Origin of the sequence: Christiangramia sediminicola (assembly GCF_031344135.1) — a bacterium.
GTDB lineage: Bacteria > Bacteroidota > Bacteroidia > Flavobacteriales > Flavobacteriaceae > Christiangramia > Christiangramia sediminicola.
Genome location: NZ_JAVJIU010000007.1, coordinates 1 through 21,602, shown reverse-complemented (window position 1 = coordinate 21,602; position 21,602 = coordinate 1). Strand labels below are relative to the sequence as shown.

Below are 21,602 nucleotides of genomic sequence, written 5' to 3'. Positions count from 1 at the left end.
AATTAGGGAATAACACTTCTAAAAAATTACCTTTGCAAAACATAAAATTTTAAATGGATAAAAAGATTACAATAGCGATAGACGGATTTTCTTCCACAGGAAAAAGTACGGTTGCTAAAAAGCTGGCAAAAGAATTAGGTTATGTTTACGTAGATACTGGAGCAATGTATCGCGCGGTTACATTATTCATGATGCGAAAGGTCTTTGTATCTGAAGGTAATTTTGATGAAGAAGCTATTATTCGTCATTTGCCATTTATCAGTTTAAGTTTTGAATTCAATGAAAAACTTGGATTTGGAGAAATGTATCTGAATGATGAGAATGTTGAAAAAGAGATCAGATATATGGAAGTCTCTCAGCAGGTAAGCAAAGTTTCAGCAATTCCACAAGTTAGAAAAAAGTTGGTTGAACAACAGCAGGAGATGGGAAAGGAAAAAGGAATTGTAATGGACGGTAGAGACATAGGTACCGTAGTGTTTCCAGATGCAGAACTGAAGTTATTCATGACCGCCTCCACCCAAACCAGGGCTCAGCGTAGATACGATGAGCTGAAAGAGAGGGGAGATGAGGTTGACTTTGATGAGGTGCTTCAAAATGTAAAGGACAGGGATTATATGGATTCAACCAGAGAAGATTCTCCTTTGATCATGGCAGATGATGCTGTTGAATTTGATAATTCCAATATGGGTCTTGACGAGCAATTTGAAAAGATCCTGAAGATCGCTAAGGATAAGATAGCAGAAGTAAATTCTTAGATAAGAATCAATAAAATTTCTACTCCGCAATTAATTTTAATATTAGTTGCGGATTTTTGTTTTATATCGTATTTTTGCACTCCTTTTTGGCAGAAGACCGGAAATCCAAAAAGGGTTGAAAATCAAAACTATAAACAACTTCTGTAGTTTCTGTTTTGCTTAAAGATTTCCGAAGAGACTCAGAATACAAATTTAAAGTCAGTAATGGCTGAAGAAAACAAAAACAAAGACACTCAGGAAATTGAAGTACAGGATGTAGCCGGAATGGAGACAGCCTCTCAACCTGAAGCAGAAAAGCAACAGGAAAATCCTGAGAAATTTCTTAAAGAATTCAACTGGCACAATTACGAAGAAGGAATCGATCCTATCGACGATGAAAAGCTAGAAGAATTTGAGAAGCTAGTTGAAGAAAATTTCGTTGACACTTTAGATGACGAGGTTGTAACAGGAAAAGTAATCAATATTACAGATCGTGATGCAATTATCGATATCAACGCGAAGAGTGAAGGAGTTATTTCTCTTAACGAATTTCGTTACAACCCAGACCTTAAAGAAGGAGATGATGTTGAGGTATTAATCGACGTTCGAGAAGATTCTACTGGACAGTTGATCCTTTCTCACCGTAAGGCGAGAGTGATCAAGGCTTGGGAAAGAGTAAACAAAGCACATGACGAGAGTCTTGTAGTTAATGGATTCATCAAATGTCGTACTAAAGGTGGTATGATCGTAGATGTATTTGGTATTGAAGCTTTCCTTCCAGGATCGCAAATTGATGTTAAGCCAATCCGTGATTACGATGCTTACGTTGGTAAGAACATGGAATTCAAAGTGGTTAAAATTAACCATGAGTTCAAAAACGTTGTTGTATCTCACAAAGCGCTTATCGAAGCAGATATCGAAGAGCAGAAGAAAGAGATCATCGGTCAGCTTGAAAAAGGTCAGGTACTTGAAGGTACTGTTAAGAACATTACTTCTTACGGTGTATTCGTTGACCTTGGAGGTGTTGACGGACTTGTACACATTACAGATCTTAGCTGGTCTAGAATCAATCATCCAAACGAGATCGTTGAACTTGATCAGAAACTTAACGTAGTAATCCTTGACTTTGATGAGTCTAAGTCTAGAATTCAGTTAGGTCTTAAGCAACTTAGCCAACACCCATGGGATGCTCTTAGCGAGGACCTTAAAGTTGGTGACAATGTGAAAGGTAAAGTAGTTGTGATCGCAGATTACGGTGCATTTATCGAAGTTGCTGAAGGTGTTGAAGGTCTTATCCACGTTTCTGAAATGTCTTGGAGCACGCACTTGCGTTCAGCTCAGGATTTCGTAAATGTTGGTGATGAGGTAGAAGCACAGATCCTTACTTTAGATAGAGATGATAGAAAAATGTCTCTTGGTATCAAACAATTGAGCCAGGATCCATGGACAGATATCACTTCCAAATATCCTGTAGGTTCTAAGCATAAAGGTATCGTTCGTAACTTCACTAACTTCGGAGTATTCGTAGAGCTAGAGGAAGGAATCGACGGACTTATCTACATCTCTGATCTTTCCTGGACTAAGAAGATCAAGCATCCATCAGAATTTACTAACGTAGGTGATGAGCTTGAAGTTGTAGTTCTTGAACTTGATGTTGAAGGTAGAAAACTTTCTCTTGGACATAAGCAAATCGAGGATAACCCTTGGGATAAATATGAAAAAGACTTCGGTGTTGGATCTAAGCATACTGCAGAGATCACTGAGATCGTAGACAAAGGAGCAACTATCGACTTTAACGAGGATATCACTGCATTCATTCCGCAGAGACATCTTGAAAAAGAAGACGGAAGCAAACTTAAGAAAGGTGAAGAGGCAGAATTCCAGATCATTGAATTCAACAAAGAATTCAAGAGAGTGGTAGCTTCTCACATGGTAATTCACAAAGAAGAAGAGCAAAAAATTGTTAAGCAGGCTGCTAAGAAATCAGCTGCGCAAAACAAAGACAACACCACTACAATTGGTGATGTAAATGCTGATCTTCAAGCGTTGAAAGACAAAATGGAAGGTAAAGGATAATTTACCAGATATTTATAAAGTAAAAACCTCCTTAGTTTTCTAAGGAGGTTTTTTTATACTCTTAATTTATGTTCTTTAATTACCCTGCTTCTGTCAATAACTCCTGAAGCTTCTGCGCGCTTATAGGTTTTATTAGATAATTACTAATGTTATCATAAGCCTTCGCGCGAGCAAGATCCTGTGGATCTATAGATGAGGTTACGATATAGATGGTGATCTCTTTTTCACAGGGTATTTTCACGAACTCATCCAGGAATTGCCAACCGTCCATAATTGGCATATTAAGATCCAGAAGAATCACATCTGGTAATGATGGTTCATTGGCTTCAATGATAGGCTTCAAATTGTTTATAGCTTCCTCACCATTATGAAACACCATAAAGTTGTTGCAAAAATTGGCAAGCTTCATGATTTTTTTTGTTCCGAATACAAATATTGGATCATCGTCAATGATGCAGGCTATATCAACTTTTTTCATCTTTTTTTAGGTTAATTATAAATTTGGTTCCGTGGTTAACTTTACTTTCTACATCTATACTTCCTTCCATTGCTTCTATCTGGTTCTTGGTAATGAATAAGCCAATTCCCCTTGAATCTTTATGGTTGTGAAAGGTTTTATACATGCCAAACAGTTTTTGCCTGTTCTTTTTTAGATCAATTCCCAGCCCATTATCTTCAATAATTAGCTGGATATACTTTCTCTTATCAATAATGCTGAATCTTACAAAACTTTCTCTTTCTTCAGATCTATATTTGATTGCATTCGTAGTAAAATTCAGAAGAATACTTTCTACATACGCCCGGATACCCATAACATGACAATCTTCAGGAACATCATTAATTATGTTCAGATTAGCATTATTTATAAGGGCAACGACAGCATTTTTTGCTTTTTTAATTTCATTATGAAGGTTAACTTCTACCAGATTTTCACTTACCGATGCATTGATGATAGTTACTTCATTAAGGTGATCTATGGTTTCCTTTAGATTTCCTGAAGCTTTATATAGCATATCTATGATCTGATCTTCCTTCTGATCTGGATGATCTTCCACATACAGGTCCAGTAACATTCCAAGGTTTCCGGAGTGTGATCTTAAATTATGGGAAACGATATGTGCAAAATTCTTAAGCCTATCATTTTGATCTTTGGTAAGTTCAAGAATATTTGACAATTCTCTTTCTGCATTTTTTAATTTGGAAATATTCGTGGCTACTCCAAGGTATCCTATGATCTCACCCTCATCCTTGATCGTGGTAATAGTTAGCTGAACAGGGAACATATTACCATTTTTAGGCTTATAAAGCCATTCCCTGGTGTCGAATTTATTCTTTTTAGCCATTGCCTTGAATAACTCAACACCTTCATGTTTTTCTCCATAGATTTCTTCAAATTCTCTGGATCGTGATTTCATTTCCTTCTTAGAATGTATGATGGCTGGAGTTTGTTTGCCAATCATTTCATCCTTAGTGTATCCCAATAGATTTTCAGCTCCTTTATTAAAGGCAGTGATAATACCATCTGGTTTTATACTGATGATACTTACTCGCGTGCTGGCTTCAAGTAGTCCTTCCAGTTCAACCAGTGTATTCTTCAGTTTAGCTTCAGCAATTTTCTCTTTAGAAATATCTATGATCTGCGACACAAAGAAAAGCGGTTCGTTGTTCTCATTTCTAACCAGAGAAACGGCAAGATTGATATAAACAATATGACCATCTTTATGGTAATAACGCTTATCCATATGATAATGATCTCGTTTACCTTCAACCAGTTCGTTCAGTAATTTTAGATCGAGGTCAAGATCTTCAGGATGTGTAATATCTCTAAATGTAAACTCTCGTAGTTCCTCTGAGGTGTAACCAACAATTTCGCTTACCCTGTTATTTATCTGGATCCAATTTCCATCTGGATTGATAATGGCCATTCCAATTGCTGCATTCTCAAAACTACCTCTAAAAGTCTCCTGGCTAATACGATGTTTATTCTCCGCTTCGATTCTCTTAGTGATATCATGCATTGCCACAACCGCTCCGGAAAGCTTTCCATTCTCATCAAAAAGTTGAGAGCCGTTGACGGATACCTTACGATGTGGACCATTATTTGGCTTGATCATGATCTCATCGCTCTCTAATTTACCATTGTCTAGAACTTTAAGCAATGGAATTTCTGATAACTCGAGTGCTCTCTTTCCTTCAATATCGAATAGTCCATAGTATTCCGATAATTTTTCCTGTGGGATTTTTTCTGCTGGCAAACCGTGCCAGTCTTTGGTTGCTTTATTGAATAAAGTTAGCTCTCCATTTTGATTACAGGCAACGATGCCAACATCGATACTTTCAAGTACGGTTTCCATTAATTGCTGTCGCTTAAAGATCTCTCTTTCAGCCATTTTAATAGGAGTGATATCTGCAGTATGCATGAGCAACCCACCAATGGTGTTTTCATTGGTATACCAGGGTCTTACTTCCCAACTTATCCATTGTTCGGTGCCGTCAGGATAGATGTAGCAATCTTCATCTTTACTATGAATTTCACCATTCAGGCATTTTCTATGAATTTCTTTCCATTCATTAGAAATATTCGGAAAGATATCATAATGGCAATGCCCAATGATCTCTTTATCTTTAATATGATAGTCTTCCAGCCATTTGTTTGATGCTGCGACGTATACCAGATTTTTATCGAACATAGCAATGGCACTTGGAGCTTGATCTATAAATAATTTCTTTATTTCAAGCCTGGATTTTTCTTCAGTGACATCTACATGAAAACCGGTCATCCATTCTGGTTCACCATCATTAGTCCAGGTAACTACTTTTCCTTTATCTCTTACCCAAATCCAATCCCCGGTTTTATTGCGCATTCTGGCTTCGGTGAGATAGTAATCTGTTTCTCCATCAAAATGTTTCTGAAGTTCCTGGTTGCATTTTTCCTGATCTGCAGGGTGAGCTAGGCTTTCCCAGGTTTTTACTGAAGTAGGTTCTAATTCATCCAGGGAATAGCCCAGAACCTGAGCCCAGTTGTCACTGAATATAGTCTCGCCAGTTTGAATATTCCATTGCCAGTTACCCAATTCTGCGCCTTCAATAATTTTTTCATAGCGGCTTAATTTTCGAAGGAGATTGTATTTAACTTCAGATGTCTGTTCCATCTGGTTTACTCCAACTAGCAGGCAGTGACTATCTTCAGTATTAATTCTTAAGGTATTTACAGATAAACGAATCTTGAAACCCTGGTTGTGTTTAAGAAAAATTCGGGTGCTACCCTTGTTAAGACCACCAATAAGTTTCAGGTTCTCTTCGTCTATAAATTCTTTAGTAGGCTCTCTGGTTTCGTAAAGCGCAGGATCATACCCAAGGATAGAGCGAAGTTTGGGATTTAACCAGATACTTTTAGGATCTTCTATATTAAAGATCAAAAAGCCATCCAGTGCGCTTACCTGAGTAAACTCAAAATACTCCTGATTTTTCCTGATCAAGGAGAAAATCCTGTCCATAACACCGTACGTCATTGTGGTTAGTTTTAAGATTTGGGAATCTTAGCTTGCTGCAAGTAATACTAATTTCGAATAAAATACAATTAAAAATTATAAATAGATATACGGAAATATCTTGAAAGCAGATTTATTAAAAGAATCCTGAAAAATTCCTGATATTTAATGTAGTAATAGTAAAGCAACAATTCCAAATTGAAATTTAAAATGGTAATCTTATGAAAAGGTGCTATTTCACAATAGTTTTGGATTCTCTACTAAAAAATATGCTTATCATTGAGGATGAAAAAAAGATACTGGGCTATCCTGATTTTTTTAGTAACGCTTACCATTACATATTTTTCTGGACCCATTCCAGATAAACCTGATTATTCAAATTCACTTCCAGAAATTACCTCCTCTTTAGATAAGCTTGAGCTTTATGTTGAGAAAAAGGAAGATTCTCTTCCCGTAAGAAAAGATAACGAAGCACATATAATCTGGAACAATGATCAGAAAAGAAAAACTGAGTACAGCATAATTTACCTACACGGATTTGCCGGAAGTTATATGGATGGATATCCGGTAAATAAAGATATCGCTGAAGATCTCGGAGCGAATATTTATATGGCCAGATGGGCAGGACATGGATTGAAACCTGAGGCCGCACTTGAGAATTTTTCAGGTGAGAATGCATGGTTTTCTGCTAGAGAAGCATTGGCAATTGGAAAGAGGTTAGGAGATAAGGTGATTATTATGAGCACATCTACCGGTGGTACTTTAGCTTTTAAGCTGGCAGCTGAATTTCCAGATCAGGTTTATGCCTTGGTTAATTTGTCTCCAAATGTTGAAGATGACCAACCCGGAACTTTTGTGCTTAATTCTCCCTGGGGATATGAGATCGCGAAACTTATTTCTTTTGGGGATATGAAAAAGATAGAACATGAACAGGAAGAGGCACGAAAGTACTGGGATACAATTTATCCTTCAAAAGCGCTGGTAGATCTACAGGTTCTCGTTGAAACTACGATGCTTCCTGAGACCTTTCAAAAAATCACAAGTCCGGTACTTACCCTGTATTATCATCGAAATTTTATAGAAGAAGATCAGCATGTTGAAGTAAGCGTTTATGAAGATGTGTATAAATTGCTAGGCACACCCGATTCTTTAAAAGTTTTGAAACCTCTTAGGACACCCGCCACTCATTTTATAGGGAGTGATATCAAATCTAAGGATACCGAAATCGTTGAGAATGCTATCCTTGAATTCTTCAGAGAAAACATGAAGATTAAATTAGATTCATTGAATTGATATTATAAGGATTATAGAATCTCCTTTATAAAACATGAACGTCTGGAGATAATAATTCAATCCAAAAAAAACATTACTTTTGTTCCAATCTACAAATAGTCTTATGAGCCGTAAAGTACTACTAGACTCAAACCAGATCAACATCATTCTGCATCGCCTGGCTTGTCAATTGGTAGAAAAGCACACAGATTTTAAAAATACAGTACTTGTTGGGATTCAGCCAAGAGGTATCTATGTTACTCAAAGAATCGAAAAAATCCTGAAAGAAGAGTATGGACTAAGTGATATTAGTACAGGTCAGCTTGATATCACTTTCTATAGGGACGATTTCAGAAGAGGTGAAAAGCCATTGGAAGCAAACAAAACGAAGATCGATTTTGTAGTGGAAGATAAACGAGTGGTTTTTATTGATGATGTTTTATATACCGGCCGAAGCATTAGAGCAGCATTAACAGCAATTCAATCATTTGGAAGACCAAGTGAAATTGAATTACTAAGTTTAATAGATAGAAGATTCAGCAGGCATTTACCTATTCAGCCAGATTATAATGGAAGACAGGTAGATGCAATTAATGAAGAAAAAGTAAAGGTGAGCTGGGAAGAGAATGATGGTGCAGACGCGGTTTACCTAATTTCAAAATAGATAAAAAATGAGCAGCGAATTAAGTGTAGATCACTTATTAGGAATTAAATATCTTAAACCTGAAGATATAGATCTTATCTTCAAAACAGCCGATCATTTTAAGGAGGTAATTAACAGGCCAATTAAAAAGGTGCCTTCATTAAGAGATATTACCATTGCCAATCTATTCTTTGAAAACAGCACCAGAACAAGACTATCCTTTGAGTTAGCCGAAAAAAGATTGAGTGCAGATGTGATCAATTTTTCCGCGGCATCTTCTTCTGTAAAGAAAGGAGAAACACTAATAGACACGGTTAATAATATTCTTTCCATGAAAGTGGATATGGTGGTAATGCGTCATCCTAATCCAGGAGCTGGGATATTTTTATCTAAACATGTGAACGCAAGCATTATCAATGCTGGAGATGGAGCTCATGAACATCCTACGCAAGCTTTACTTGATTCATATTCTATTAGAGAAAAACTCGGGGATGTAAGAGGAAAAAAAGTAGTGATCGTTGGAGATATTCTTCATAGCAGGGTTGCTTTATCAAATATTTTCGCGCTAAAACTTCAGGGAGCTGAAGTAAAAGTTTGTGGTCCTAAAACCCTTTTACCAAAACATATAGAATCTCTTGGAGTAGAAGTGGAGATGAATCTGAAGGCAGCTCTGGAATGGTGTGATGTGGCTAACATGCTAAGAGTTCAGAACGAAAGGATGGATATTAGCTATTTCCCGAGTACGCGTGAATACGTGAAGCAATTCGGCCTGAATAAAAAACTATTGGATAGCCTTAATAAGGAGATCGTAGTAATGCACCCGGGACCGATTAATCGTGGTGTTGAAATCACCAGTGATGTGGCAGATTCAGATCATGCAATCATCCTGGACCAGGTTCAGAATGGGGTAGCTGTAAGAATGGCTGTGATCTATCTACTGGCTTCAAAAATTAAGCAATAAAAAGATCATTGTTCTTCGGAACGTGATATAGAATGATATAAGTACAATACAATGAAAACTTCTAAAAAAGAAAATTTTCTTCTTATTGAAAACGATACCGATTCGCTTACCGATTTTGTTTCAGGCTTAACAAAGCATCATAATGACTTTAAATCTGAAAATCTTGTGGTAGATCTTAGAAGGTATAATGAGGCAAATGCAGAGAGCTTACTTGCTTTTCTGGAGATCTCAAATGTACACAGGGGAGAAAATAAAAGTTTTGTTTTAGTCAACGATGCAGTAGGTATAGATGAGTTACCAGAAGAACTTGTTGTAGTTCCTACCCTTCAGGAAGCTGAAGATATGATACAAATGGATGAAATCCAGAGAGATCTCGGGTTTTAGATCCAGCTCAAATTGAAAATGAAGATTGAATGAAAGTTACCATACTTGGTTGCTATGCAGCGACACCACGTAGTTTCACAAATCCGACCTCTCAGGTTCTTGAGATTAACAATCATTTATTCCTGATAGATTGTGGTGAAGGTACACAGGTTCAATTACGTCGCAATAAGATCAAGTTTTCTAAAATCAAACATATTTTCATTTCGCACCTACACGGCGATCATTTTTATGGACTTGTAGGACTCGTATCTACTTTCAGATTATTAAATCGTGATAATGAACTGCATATTTATGGTCCAAAGGGAATAAAGGAGATCATAACACTGCAACTGAAGTTGGCCAATTCCTGGACCAACTTTCCTTTGATATTTCATGAACTTACTTCAAAAGAACCGGAATTACTATTTGAAGATTCCAAAGTAAGTGTAAGCACATTACCGCTCAAACATCGCGTTTATACCAATGGCTTTCTGTTCAAGGAAAAGGAGGGAGACCGTAAGCTTTTAATAGATAAGGCGGAAGAATATAATATTGACTATACGCTTTTTAAAAGTCTGAAAAAAGGCAAGGATGTAGTTTCAGAGGATGGAAAACTAATTCCTAATTATCTGGTTACTGCAGATCCACCACCGGCTAAATCTTACGCTTTTTGCAGCGATACAGTTTATGATCCTGAACTTGTTCCATTGATAAAAGATGTAACCGTTCTGTATCACGAATCTACTTTCTTAGAAGATCAGGCAGATCTGGCATTTCCAACAAAGCATTCTACAGCTAAACAGGCAGCTTCCATAGCCAATGCCGCAAATGTCGAAAAATTGATCATGGGACATTATTCTACCAGATATACCAATATCGAACTATTCAGAACAGAGGCCTCTGAAATATTTTCCGACATCATTTTAGCCGATGATGGAAAAGAAATTATCGTTGAATAACACTCTTCCGCATTCTTCATTAAAAGGTCGTTAAACGACTTATAATCAGTATACATAACGTAAATTCCTACAGAAAATGTTAAAATTGACTAAATTTTAGTCTTTTTTTTAGATTGTTATGTCTTTAGTCGATAAAAGATGTAGATTTATCTTCCCTGAATCTAACATTACAACCTATGAAAAAAATTACTTTAACAGGATTTATGTTAATCTTATGTACGGTTTTTCTTACATCGTGTTCAAAAGATAGCATTGGAGATGAAGTTTCTTCTTACGATCAAGTTGTTACAAAAAAGGTAGAGTATACTTACTCGACGATCGAAGTGGAGATCCTTGATGAGATCAATATTTATAGAAGCGCTTTAGGTCTAAAGGAATTAAAAGTCATTGCAAACATATCTATTGAATCTGAAGGTCATAATGAGTATATGATTACAGAAGGAACCGTTAGTCATGATAATTTTGCTGAGCGTGCTTCTTTTTTGATGCAAGAGATTGGAGCTAAGAAAGTTGCCGAAAACGTTGGTTATGGTTACAGATCTTCAGAAGCAGTTGTTAATGCCTGGTTAAAGAGCAAGGGACATAGAGAAAATGTTGAAGGTGATTTTACTCATTTTGGAGTATCGGTTAGACAGGATGAAAATGGAAGAAATTATTTCACCAACATTTTTATAAAAAAGTAATACCGCAAGTTTTGTTTTCCCCCCAAATCGAAGAAAAGGGTTCAGGCTAGAGGCTGACCCTTTTTTTTATTCCTACAACTCAAAAATTGTTAATTCACTGCGTAATTTAACTTAAGGAAATTCTAAAATGAACCTGAATTTTAAACACGAGACTGGAATTAAGAAAAATTAAGATCTATTGATAGATTTTAAGACAATTGCCTTAAATAAAAAGGTCCAGAAATTCATCCGGACCTTTCTTTATCTATTACATTATTATCTATTTAATCCAACTTTGGAAGTTCTGTAATGTACATTTTCTGGTATTGCATATCATTCATTCCGCTTTCACCTAAATTCTGATACTCCAATCTTCTATTGTATTGTTTTGTAATTTGAGAACGTCCGAGTATGTTATTTAAAGCTGCAGCTAGTAACGGCTCATCTTGTTGACCAAGAACACCGTAATCATTCAAATCTTCCACGTATGTGATCTCAGGTATCAGGCCATCTACATAATCTGAATTACCATCAGCATTAATAGACTTAAAAACTAGTGGCTGCATAGCGTAAGTATGATTATCACTTGCACCTTCTTTATCAAAATCATCACTATCATATAAGGTTACAGAGGCCTGAAATTTTCCAACCGTTCTATCTCCAACCTGGATCACATTGATATAAGGGTCTAGAGCATTGATCACCAACTCACTGGCAGAGGCACTGGATCTTGAAGTCAATACATAAAGCTCGTTCAGGTTAAGACTATTTATCGCAGTTCCTGTTCTAAGCGTGCTGTCAAATCTATTAACCAGAGCTTCAGGATTCTGAGTTTCAAAATAGTTCTGATATTTAGCATTCCATTGTTCTTTTATAAATACCTCGCCTTCGAACTGCCCTGTAATCATGCTAGAAAGGTCTTTAGCAGACTCTACTGAACCACCACCATTATATCTAAGGTCAAGGATGAAATCTGTTACTCCATTAGCCTGAAATTCAGCAAAAGCGTCATTCAGCTCTTCATCAAAATTTCCTATAAAACTATTATACATTAAATAGCCAATTTTTCTTCCTGAAATATCGAAGGTCTTGGCAATGAAAATAGGATTTTCAGTGTATGTGTCATCTGTAAGAGTTACTTCTTCTTCCGTTAAATAGATCTTTCCATTTTCAACATATCCAACATTAATGGTAAAACTTTCTCTCTCGATCAAATTGGAGAAATTAGATGAAGTAAGTTTTTGGCCGTCGATCTCTGTAAATATGTCTCCTCTTTCCAAACCAGCTTCAGCAGCTGAAGTATTTGGGAGTACATATCTAATGATACCAAATACATTATTTGTACCGGAGATCTGTCCCAATCCGAATTTTATACCGGTAGCACCGCTCATTCCCTGGAATTGTTCTTCCAGGCTATTATAATCATCAGTTATAAAACTGAATCTATCAAAAGAAGCAGTAAGGTCATCAAACAATGCTTCAGGAGAAGAAGCACTGGCTAGAAATTCATTTTTATCACTGGAACTGCTGAAATAATTATCTGCCAGTTCCGGAACATCCGCTTTGTAAAGGTATAATTCGTTCAAACCCCTGTAGACGAAGCTTTCTACTTCCAGCTCTTCATTCTCGTTCGAATTTACTGGATTTTCATTACCCGTATTGGGATTTGGATTATCAATTATATCTTCATCCTTTGAACATGAGCTAAGAATAAAGAATAATAAGCTACTCAGTATTAGTAAATTTTTCAGTTTCATTAGTTTTAGTTTTGGTTAAAAACTTAATCTTTCCTACAATTTTTCTTTATTTAGTTCAGTAACTATGCCATAAAGTGTTAAAACTTCATTCGGCTAATAAAGAAACGGAAACTGCTAATACTTACGTAATAAAAACGAAAAAGGTTCAGGCTAGAGGCTGAACCTTTTTCTCTTCAATCGATTTGTTGGGGTCGATTTGCAAAATCTTAAATGATCGTTCTCTGTAGATCATTACCCTTTTATCGATTTCCGGTTGGGTTAAATTTATATAGAAAGAGACTTTCTAGAAAAGTTTCTGTTTGAATCCACGCTATATGCTTAAAGCAATAGGGGGGAGATCAGTTTTTCCAGAACGCCTCTTTCCTTCGGGTTAGTTAGAAGTTTATTCCATTTTAACTACGCTAAACATAGATCTTCTGTTCAGTTGGTGGTCATCCTCAGAACAACGATCACAATCTATCGCTGGCTTGGTTTCACCATAGCCTTTATACTCTACGATTCTATCTTCAGCAATTCCTTTTGACACAAGATAATCATAGGTTGATTTTGCTCTTCTTTCAGCAAGTTTTTCGTTGTAGGCATTGCTACCTCTTCTGTCTGTATGAGATCCAATCTCAATTACAAGATCTGGATATTCATTCTGCATAAGATCTACCAGCTTATCAAGTTCAGCTGCAGCGTCAGGTCTGATGTTAGACTTATCAAAATCGAAATAGATATTATCAATTTCAGCGAGATATTCTACATCGGTTACCGGATTCAATTGAATATTATATACAATCTCATCCTTTTCGTCTGAATCCATAGAGCTAACTTCACCTTCGAAAGTTTGATATTCTATTTCCTTGGCTTCTACGGGAAAGGTTTTATCTCTAGCGATCTCAGTTTCATAATTTCCTTCTTCGTCAGTCTCAAGAAAAGCAAGTTCCTCACCTTCTTCCGTCATAAGTCTTACGGTTGCTGCGGAAATTGGATTTCCATTGACAGCATCTGTTACCTGACCTTTTAGAACCAACGGATTCATTTTATTGAAGACATAGATATCATCACTACCGCCGTCACGGTTTGTAGAGATATAACCTTCACGAGAATCTGATACCTGGAAATATGCAAAATCATCCTTGCTACTGTTAACCGGTTCACCAAGATTTTCTACGCCATCTTCTTCGGTCATTTTGAAAATATCAAATAAACCTAGACCAGCGTGTCCGTTAGATGAGAAGTATAAAGTTCCATCGGTGTCCATGAATGGGAAAGTTTCGTCAAATTCTGTATTTACAGGTTCACCTAGATTTTCGGGTGCTCCGAAATTTCCATTTTCATCAACAGAGACTTTATAAATATCTGTTCCGCCAATACCGTTGGGCATATCAGAAGCGAAATAAAGTATTTTTCCATCTGGAGATAGAGTAGGGTGACCTACAGAATAATCGTTACTGTTGAAAGTAAGTTCTTTTACATCAGCCCAACCGTTTCCAGCATTGCTAGCTGAATAAAGCTTAAGGTGATTTGTTTTCTCTTTATCTCTCTTACCTTCTTTGTTATCTATATAGTTATTTCTAGTAAAGTAAACTGTATTTCCATCCGGACTTATAACTGCAGGGCCATCATGTAGCTTTGTATTAATATCTCCGCCTATTGGTTCAATATTACCTGAAGCCTTATCCATTACATAGATATCAAGGAAAGGTTCACCATTCCAGCTGTAAGTTTTGTCTTTTACATCTACATCCTGAGCTCTGGCTGAAACGAAATATACCTGATCGTCTTTTACAAAAACTCCAAAATCACTTACTTCAGAATTGAAGTCGGCAGCTTTTAACTTATAAGTAGCCTTGCTCTTATATTCGTCTTTGTTAAGCATTGTCTGAATCTCTTCAGAACCTCTTCCACTTTCAAGATACTTACGCAACCACTGTCTGGATTCGTCATATCTCTTTACTCCACGTAGTGCCTGTGCATATTTATAGTAGTATTCTGGAGAAATGGTGGTGTCTTCGATAACATCGCCATAATAAAACACAGCGTTCTCCGGGCTTCTAAGATTCATATAAGCATCACCTAACTTCTTAGAGTTGTAGACAACGTTATATTCATCTTCGATTAGCTCCTTGTAAACATCTGTAGCTTCCAGATAGGCGAAATCGTTATAAAGCCTATCTGCCTTTTTTTGTTTTCCACTTTGAGCCTGTACGCTAAGCGAACCGGAAAGTAGTATTAAAAATAAAAAGTATATGTTTTTCATAATTAACAGGCTTTTGGTTAAAAGAATCGTGGTGATTTGTACCTGGTATTCTTAAATCTGAATTCATAGATCAACAGGAATTCATGTGATCCCGAAGTATAAGGTTGAATATCTGAAACTGAATACTCGTAAGCGTAGCAAGCACGAAATCCTGGAAATAATTGTACATCCAGAAATGCTCCAATAGCATCATCTATTCTATAATTAGCTCCCAGATAAAACTTTTCGTTGAAGATCGCTGTTGCAGTCATATCTACTGAAAGCGGTGCTCCTTTTGTAGCTTTTACTAAAGCTGAAGGTCTTAGCTTAAAGTTCTCGCTCATATCGAACACATATCCTGAAGTAAGGTAATAATGAACCTGTTCCAGCGCTCTAAATTCTTCAGCACGGTTGTTATCCTTATTAATAAGTTTTGGTGCAGAGAATCCCAGATACCAGTTTTGAGATGAAAGGTAAGCCCCAGCTCCAAAATTTGGAGTCCATCTGTTAAAGTTATCTGCGAAGAACGGGTCATCTCCTAAAGTAGGATCATCGAGTCCGTAGTAATAAGCACCTGCTTTTAATCCTAATCTTAAGGTAAGATCTGCGCTTAGATCTACACGATATGAAAAGTCTCCATATACAAAGGTTGTGTTCTCATCACCAATCTTATCATTGATGATAGACAATCCTAAACCTATTTTGTCGTTTCTCAAAGGAGAATTGATGGATAGTGTTTGAGTAACAGGAGCTCCATCTACACCAACCCATTGGTTACGGTTTAGTGCGGTGATAGAAAATCCATCTCTACTACCTGCATACGCAGGGTTAATAGAAACTGTATTATACATGTACTGCGTAAACTGAGGGAGCTGTTGCGAAAATCCTGGGGCCGCAACAAATAGCATTAATATAATTAGATAAACTTTTTTCATGGTTTCCCTTTTTTATTTAGTTCCTAAGTAAATATAACCTTGAATTGGCTCGAAGTTTCCTTCATTGATCTCAAGTACATAGAAATACGTACCTGATGGTAATTGATTTGAGCTTCCAAAAGATGAATCTGAATAACCATCCCAATTGTTCTGGTAGTTCTGAGCATCAAATATTTTAGCACCCCATCTGTTGAATATCTTAACGTTGTAAGTGAATCCACAAGCAATATCAAGATCTACAGTAAAGAAGTCATTCTTATTGTCTCCGTTTGGAGTTACAGCTTTAGAAATACTGTCACGAACATCTTCTATGGTACAATCTAATACTACACAGTCATCATTTACCAATACTGTTACTATAGTGCTAGAAGGACAGTTACCTTCAATTCTGTATTCGAAAGTATAAGAACCAAGAGCAAGTAGATCTGGATCTACAAATCCGTTTTCTAAAGCACCAGTATTATTAGTATCAATCCATACACCTGATTCATCGAAGTCTCCAACGAAAAGGTCTGTTAGATCGTAAGCCGAATCATCAACACAAAGATCTACGGTTCCATTATTAACCAATTCGATCTCTTCAGCAACTGGCTCTTCAATTATTACTGTAGTAAGATCTGATAGTTGTCCCAATCCATTCTGAGAAACAACATCATAAGTTCCTGGTGCAAGATCTGTAAATACACCTTCAGTCTGGAAGTTTTCACCATCGATACTATAAGATAGACCTTGCTCAGCTTCTACAGTTATCGTTCCTGTTGGATTGCTACAAGTAGCCTGTGTTACATCTACCGTTGGAGCTGGAGGTGGCGCAGGAGCAGGATTCTCTTCAACCGTTACAGTAAACTGGCAGGTTGATTCGTTTCCATTAGCATCGGTCACAGTGTATGTGATTACTGTATCTCCTACAGGGAATTCTTCACCAGAAGCGATTCCACTTGTCATAGTTGTTGTACTACCACCACAATTATCGGTTACAGTTACAGTTTCATACTCTACGATAGCAGAGGTAGTTCCAAAAGCTACGTTCACAGTAATATCTTCCGGACACTCAATTGATGGAGCCTCGTTATCAATAACTGTTACAGTAAAGCTTGTAGTTGCAGTTAATCCTGCAGTATCTGTAGCTACGTAAGTAATAGTTGTTTCACCTACTGGGAATTCAGATCCTGAATCAAGACCTTCGGTCATGATCACACTTTCGATTCCACAATTATCAGTTCCGCCAGGAGTTTCAAAGCTCACTACTGCACCACAGATACCTGCGTCGTTATTTACAGTGATATTTTCCATGTCTTCAATAACAGGAGCTTCATCATCATTGATTGTTACGGTGAAGCTACATGTTGCTGAATTTCCTGCAGCATCTGTTGCAGTGAATTCTACAGTAGTTGTTCCTACTGGGAATTCTGCTCCAGAAGCCGGCCCATTAGTTTGAGTTACGGTTACTTCTCCAGAATTATCAAATCCAGTTGGAGTTTCAAATTCAACCACGGCACCACATACACCAGTATCTACTCCAGAATCAAAATCTGAAGGGCATTCAAGGCTAGGATCCTCATCATCTTCAACAGTAACGGTAAAGCTACATTCAGTTGAATTTCCAGAAGCATCTATAGCTGTGAAAGTCACTACTGTATCTCCAATTGGGAATTCTGATCCTGAAACCGGACCTGCCGTTTGTTCTACACTAACATCACAATTATCTGTTGCAGTTGCATTGTCAAAATTAACAATCGCAAATGCTTCACCTGCCTCGGTAGTAGTTATAATGTCTGATGGACATGAAACGACTGGCATTTCATTATCGTTAACTGTAACACTGAAAGTTGTAGTAGTAGTGTTTCCATAAATATCGGTTACGTTGATAGTAACTTCAGTTGTTCCAACAGGATAAACAGATCCAGAAATCAAGCCTTCAGTCACTTCAACAGTATCCACTTCGCAGTTATCAGAAGTTATGATATTTCCAAATTCTACAACTGCACCACAAACATCTGTATCTGTGTCTACGTTAATATCTGCAATCGTTTCAACTACTGGAGCTTCATTATCAGTAACGATGACATCGAAGCTACAGGTAGTAGAATTCCCTGAAGCATCTGTTGCAACAAAAGTCACTGTAGTTGTTCCTACAGGGAACAGGTCTCCAGGTGCCGGTCCGGCAGTTTGTTCAATCGTTGCAGATCCAGAGTTATCTGTAAATTCAGGAATTGTAAAATCTACAATTGCGCCACATACACCAGGATCATTATTCAGATTCATATTAGCAGGACAAGCGATCTCAGGTCCTTCAGTATCATTTACTGTAATGGTTACCACTGCAGTATCTGTTCCTCCGTTTCCGTCGGATATTGTGTATTCGAATACATCTTCACCTGTAAAGCTATCATTTGGAGTATAAGTTACTGTACCGTCTTCATTGATCACTACTGAACCATTTTCAGGATCTGTTACGCTTACAACTGTAAGTTCATCACCGTCAAGGTCTGTATCATTATCAAGTACTGCGATCTCAACCGGCACATCCTGATCTGTCTCAGCAGAATCATCATTTGCAACCGGAGCATCATTTACTGGATTTACTGTTACAAATACAGTAGCTGTATCAGAAAGTCCTTCTTCGTCTTCGATGGTGTAAGTGAACTCATCATCTCCATTAAAGTTATCGTTAGGAGTATAGGTTACCGTTCCGTCTTCGTTAATTACTACGGTACCGTTTGAAGGCTGAGTCACACTAACAACTGTAAGCTCATCACCATCAACATCAGTATCATTTTCAAGAACATCGATCACAACAGCAGTATCCTCATCTGTAACAGCGTTATCATCATTTGCAACCGGAGCATCATTTGTAGGAGCTACGATCACAGTTACAGTAGCTGTATCAGAAAGTCCTTCTTCATCTTCAATTGTATAAGTGAATTCATCTTCACCTTCAAAATCTGTATTAGGAGTATAAGTAACTGTTCCGTCTTCATTGATCACTACTGAACCATTTTCAGGATCTGTTACACTTACCACAGTAAGTTCGTCACCATCAACATCAGTATCATTTTCAAGAACTTCAATCACAACAGCAGTATCTTCATCAGTTACAGCAGAATCGTCGTTTGCAACCGGAGCATCATTTACTGGATTTACTGTTACAAATACAGTAGCTGTATCAGAAAGTCCTTCTTCATCTTCGATCGTGTAAGTAAACTCATCATTTCCATTAAAGTTTTCGTTAGGAGTATAGGTTACCGTTCCATCTTCATTGATTACTACAGTACCGTTTGAAGGCTGAGTTACACTTACAACTGTAAGCTCATCACCATCAGCATCTGTATCATTTTCAAGAACATAGATCACAACAGCAGTATCCTCATCAGTAACAGCGTTATCATCATTTGCAACCGGAGCATCATTTGTAGGAGCTACGATCACAGTTACAGTAGCTGTATCAGAAAGTCCTTCTTCATCTTCGATAGTATAAGTGAATTCATCTTCACCTTCAAAATCTGTATTAGGAGTATAAGTTACAGTTCCGTCTTCGTTGATCACTACTGAACCATTTTCAGGATCTGTTACACTTACCACAGTAAGTTCGTCACCATCAACATCAACATCATTTTCAAGAACTTCAATCACAACAGCAGTATCTTCATCAGTTACAGCAGAATCGTCGTTTGCAACCGGAGCATCATTTACTGGATTTACTGTTACAAATACAGTAGCTGTATCAGAAAGTCCTTCTTCATCTTCGATGGTGTAAGTGAACTCATCATCTCCATTGAAGTTTTCGTTAGGAGTATAAGTTACTGTACCGTCTTCGTTGATTACCGCGTTACCGTTTGAAGGCTGAGTTACACTAACAACTGTTAGCTCATCACCATCAATATCAGTATCATTTTCAAGAACATTGATCACGACAGCAGTATCCTCGTCAGTAACAGCGTTATCATCATTTGCAACCGGAGCATCGTTTACTGGATTAACAGTTATAGTTACCGTTGCAGTAGAACTATCACAATTACCATTAGTTATAATATAAGTAAATGAATCTGTTCCATTGTAATTTTCATTAGGAGTGTATTCAAAAGTATCATCCTCATTTTGAGTTACTGTACCGTTTGAAGTTTGAGTGTAAGATTCAATAATTAAATCTCCATCCTCTGGATTAGTATCATTTGATAAAGCGTCTATAGTTAGTGCTTCATCCTCATTTGTATCAACAGAATCATTATTTGCAACAGCTGGCATTGGCTGTGGCTCTATTGTAATACCATTTGATGGAGCAGAACTACAACCGCTATCGTTATTTGTAGCTGTTACGGTATATGTTCCAGCTTCTAAACCTGTAAAAATACCTGACTCGTTAGATTCTGAATAGTTGTTAGTACTTGAAATGGTATAGGTGGTATTTTCTTTTGGTGACTCAACTGAAATAGATCCAGTTGCAATATCACAATCGGTTTGCTGGTCTAATACGATTGAAGGAGTCTCTTCATCTGTATCCAAAGTAGTAGAAACAAAAGCAGTATCAGTACATCCATTATCACCGGTTACAGTTACTGTGAAAGTATCTTCGGTAGAGACAGTGATCGAAGCAGAGTCTCCAAGATTGTCACCGTTTGTATTTGTCCAGGCATAGCTAGAACCACCAGAAGCAGTCAGCGTAGTTGAAGGAGTGTTACAATCAAGTGCCAGACCATTATCATTAGTGATACCAGCCACAGGAGCTTCATTATCTAAAGTAGTAGAAACAGAAGCAGTATCAGTACATCCATTATCACCGGTTACAGTTACTGTGAAAGTATCTTCGGTAGAGACAGTGATCGAAGCAGAGTCTCCAAGATTGTCACCGTTTGTATTTGTCCAGGCATAGCTAGAACCACCAGAAGCGGTAAGCGTAGTTGAAGGAGTGTTACAATCAAGTGCCAGACCATTATCATTAGTGATACCAGCCACAGGAGCTTCATTATCTAAAGTAGTAGAAACAGAAGCAGTATCAGTACATCCATTATCACCGGTTACAGTTACTGTGAAAGTATCTTCGGTAGAGACAGTGATCGAAGCAGAGTCCCCAAGATTGTCACCGGCTGTATTTGTCCAGGCATAGCTAGAACCACCAGAAGCAGTCAGCGTAGTTGAAGGACTGTTACAATCAAGTGCCAGACCGTTATCATTAGTGATACCAGCCACAGGAGCTTCATTATCTAAAGTAGTAGAAACAGAGGCAGTATCAGTACATCCATTATCACCGGTTACAGTTACTGTGAAAGTATCTTCGGTAGAGACAGTGATCGAAGCAGAGTCTCCAAGATTGTCACCGTTTGTATTTGTCCAGGCATAGCTAGAACCACCAGAAGCAGTCAGCGTAGTTGAAGGAGTGTTACAATCAAGTGCCAGACCGTTATCATTAGTGATACCAGCCACAGGAGCTTCATTATCTAAAGTAGTAGAAACAGAAGCAGTATCAGTACATCCATTATCACCGGTTACAGTTACTGTGAAAGTATCTTCGGTAGAGACAGTGATCG

Annotated in this window: 14 protein-coding genes; 8 read left to right on the top strand and 6 right to left on the bottom strand. The window is 37.4% G+C overall.

Going from position 1 to position 21,602, the window contains the following annotated elements; all coding sequences use genetic code 11:
• The first annotated feature begins 53 nt into the window (after positions 1–53).
• On the top strand, positions 54–755 hold the full coding sequence (gene cmk, locus RE431_RS15270) for a (d)CMP kinase (RefSeq protein WP_309562835.1): 702 nt from the start codon (positions 54–56) through the stop codon (positions 753–755).
• A 204-nt stretch (positions 756–959) separates the two neighbouring features.
• Positions 960–2,810, top strand: a complete 1,851-nt coding sequence (gene rpsA / locus RE431_RS15265) for a 30S ribosomal protein S1 (protein WP_309562834.1) — start codon at positions 960–962, stop codon at positions 2,808–2,810.
• 79 nt (positions 2,811–2,889) lie between these two features.
• On the opposite strand, the gene RE431_RS15260 is transcribed toward rpsA, so the two are convergent.
• Complete coding sequence (locus RE431_RS15260; protein ID WP_309562833.1) at positions 2,890–3,288, bottom strand: response regulator; 399 nt, start codon at positions 3,286–3,288, stop codon at positions 2,890–2,892.
• Positions 3,275–6,322, bottom strand: a complete 3,048-nt coding sequence (locus RE431_RS15255) for a PAS domain S-box protein (RefSeq protein WP_309562832.1) — start codon at positions 6,320–6,322, stop codon at positions 3,275–3,277. Before RE431_RS15255 ends, RE431_RS15260 begins: the two co-directional genes overlap by 14 nt.
• Positions 6,323–6,586: 264 nt before the next feature.
• Between RE431_RS15255 and RE431_RS15250 the strand changes: the two genes are divergently transcribed.
• From RE431_RS15250 to RE431_RS15225, 6 genes are all read left to right on the top strand, one after another.
• Entirely contained in the window at positions 6,587–7,594 is a 1,008-nt protein-coding gene (locus tag RE431_RS15250; protein WP_309562831.1) for an alpha/beta hydrolase, read from the top strand.
• A 103-nt stretch (positions 7,595–7,697) separates the two neighbouring features.
• A complete protein-coding gene (gene pyrR, locus RE431_RS15245) occupies positions 7,698–8,237 on the top strand; it encodes a bifunctional pyr operon transcriptional regulator/uracil phosphoribosyltransferase PyrR (RefSeq protein ID WP_309562830.1) in 540 nt (179 codons plus the stop codon).
• Between the two features lie 7 nt (positions 8,238–8,244).
• Positions 8,245–9,177, top strand: coding sequence for an aspartate carbamoyltransferase catalytic subunit (locus RE431_RS15240; protein ID WP_309562829.1), 933 nt, complete (start codon positions 8,245–8,247; stop codon positions 9,175–9,177).
• A 51-nt stretch (positions 9,178–9,228) separates the two neighbouring features.
• A complete protein-coding gene (locus RE431_RS15235) occupies positions 9,229–9,561 on the top strand; it encodes a ribonuclease Z (RefSeq protein WP_309562828.1) in 333 nt (110 codons plus the stop codon).
• A 29-nt stretch (positions 9,562–9,590) separates the two neighbouring features.
• Positions 9,591–10,499 carry a ribonuclease Z gene (locus RE431_RS15230; RefSeq protein ID WP_309562827.1) on the top strand — a complete coding sequence of 303 codons (909 nt, stop codon included), beginning with the start codon at positions 9,591–9,593 and terminating at the stop codon, positions 10,497–10,499.
• A 176-nt stretch (positions 10,500–10,675) separates the two neighbouring features.
• Positions 10,676–11,182, top strand: coding sequence for a CAP domain-containing protein (locus RE431_RS15225; protein WP_309562826.1), 507 nt, complete (start codon positions 10,676–10,678; stop codon positions 11,180–11,182).
• A 263-nt stretch (positions 11,183–11,445) separates the two neighbouring features.
• Here RE431_RS15225 and RE431_RS15220 read toward each other — a convergent pair whose 3' ends face one another.
• From RE431_RS15220 to RE431_RS15205, 4 genes are all read right to left on the bottom strand, one after another.
• The gene (locus RE431_RS15220; protein WP_309562825.1) at positions 11,446–12,918 is read right to left on the bottom strand and encodes a S41 family peptidase; all 1,473 of its coding nucleotides are present in this window, start codon (positions 12,916–12,918) and stop codon (positions 11,446–11,448) included.
• Positions 12,919–13,300: 382 nt separating this feature from the next.
• A complete protein-coding gene (locus RE431_RS15215) occupies positions 13,301–15,163 on the bottom strand; it encodes an OmpA family protein (RefSeq protein WP_309562824.1) in 1,863 nt (620 codons plus the stop codon).
• 17 nt (positions 15,164–15,180) lie between these two features.
• Complete coding sequence (locus tag RE431_RS15210) at positions 15,181–16,077, bottom strand: PorP/SprF family type IX secretion system membrane protein (RefSeq protein ID WP_309562823.1); 897 nt, start codon at positions 16,075–16,077, stop codon at positions 15,181–15,183.
• A 12-nt stretch (positions 16,078–16,089) separates the two neighbouring features.
• The coding region (locus RE431_RS15205; protein ID WP_309562822.1) for an Ig-like domain-containing protein at positions 16,090–21,602 on the bottom strand (5,513 nt) is incomplete at its 5' end.

Bases quoted from the DNA above. Each gene is read 5' to 3' on its own strand.
- RE431_RS15230 (WP_309562827.1), top strand. From the start codon at position 9,591: ATGAAAGTTACCATACTTGGTTGCTATGCAGCGACACCACGTAGTTTC.
- RE431_RS15260 (WP_309562833.1), bottom strand. From the start codon at position 3,288: ATGAAAAAAGTTGATATAGCCTGCATCATTGACGATGATCCAATATTT.
- RE431_RS15220 (WP_309562825.1), bottom strand. From the start codon at position 12,918: ATGAAACTGAAAAATTTACTAATACTGAGTAGCTTATTATTCTTTATT.
- RE431_RS15215 (WP_309562824.1), bottom strand. From the start codon at position 15,163: ATGAAAAACATATACTTTTTATTTTTAATACTACTTTCCGGTTCGCTT.
- pyrR (WP_309562830.1), top strand. From the start codon at position 7,698: ATGAGCCGTAAAGTACTACTAGACTCAAACCAGATCAACATCATTCTG.
- rpsA (WP_309562834.1), top strand. From the start codon at position 960: ATGGCTGAAGAAAACAAAAACAAAGACACTCAGGAAATTGAAGTACAG.
- RE431_RS15255 (WP_309562832.1), bottom strand. From the start codon at position 6,322: ATGACGTACGGTGTTATGGACAGGATTTTCTCCTTGATCAGGAAAAAT.
- RE431_RS15235 (WP_309562828.1), top strand. From the start codon at position 9,229: ATGAAAACTTCTAAAAAAGAAAATTTTCTTCTTATTGAAAACGATACC.
- RE431_RS15225 (WP_309562826.1), top strand. From the start codon at position 10,676: ATGAAAAAAATTACTTTAACAGGATTTATGTTAATCTTATGTACGGTT.
- cmk (WP_309562835.1), top strand. From the start codon at position 54: ATGGATAAAAAGATTACAATAGCGATAGACGGATTTTCTTCCACAGGA.
- RE431_RS15250 (WP_309562831.1), top strand. From the start codon at position 6,587: ATGAAAAAAAGATACTGGGCTATCCTGATTTTTTTAGTAACGCTTACC.
- RE431_RS15210 (WP_309562823.1), bottom strand. From the start codon at position 16,077: ATGAAAAAAGTTTATCTAATTATATTAATGCTATTTGTTGCGGCCCCA.
- RE431_RS15240 (WP_309562829.1), top strand. From the start codon at position 8,245: ATGAGCAGCGAATTAAGTGTAGATCACTTATTAGGAATTAAATATCTT.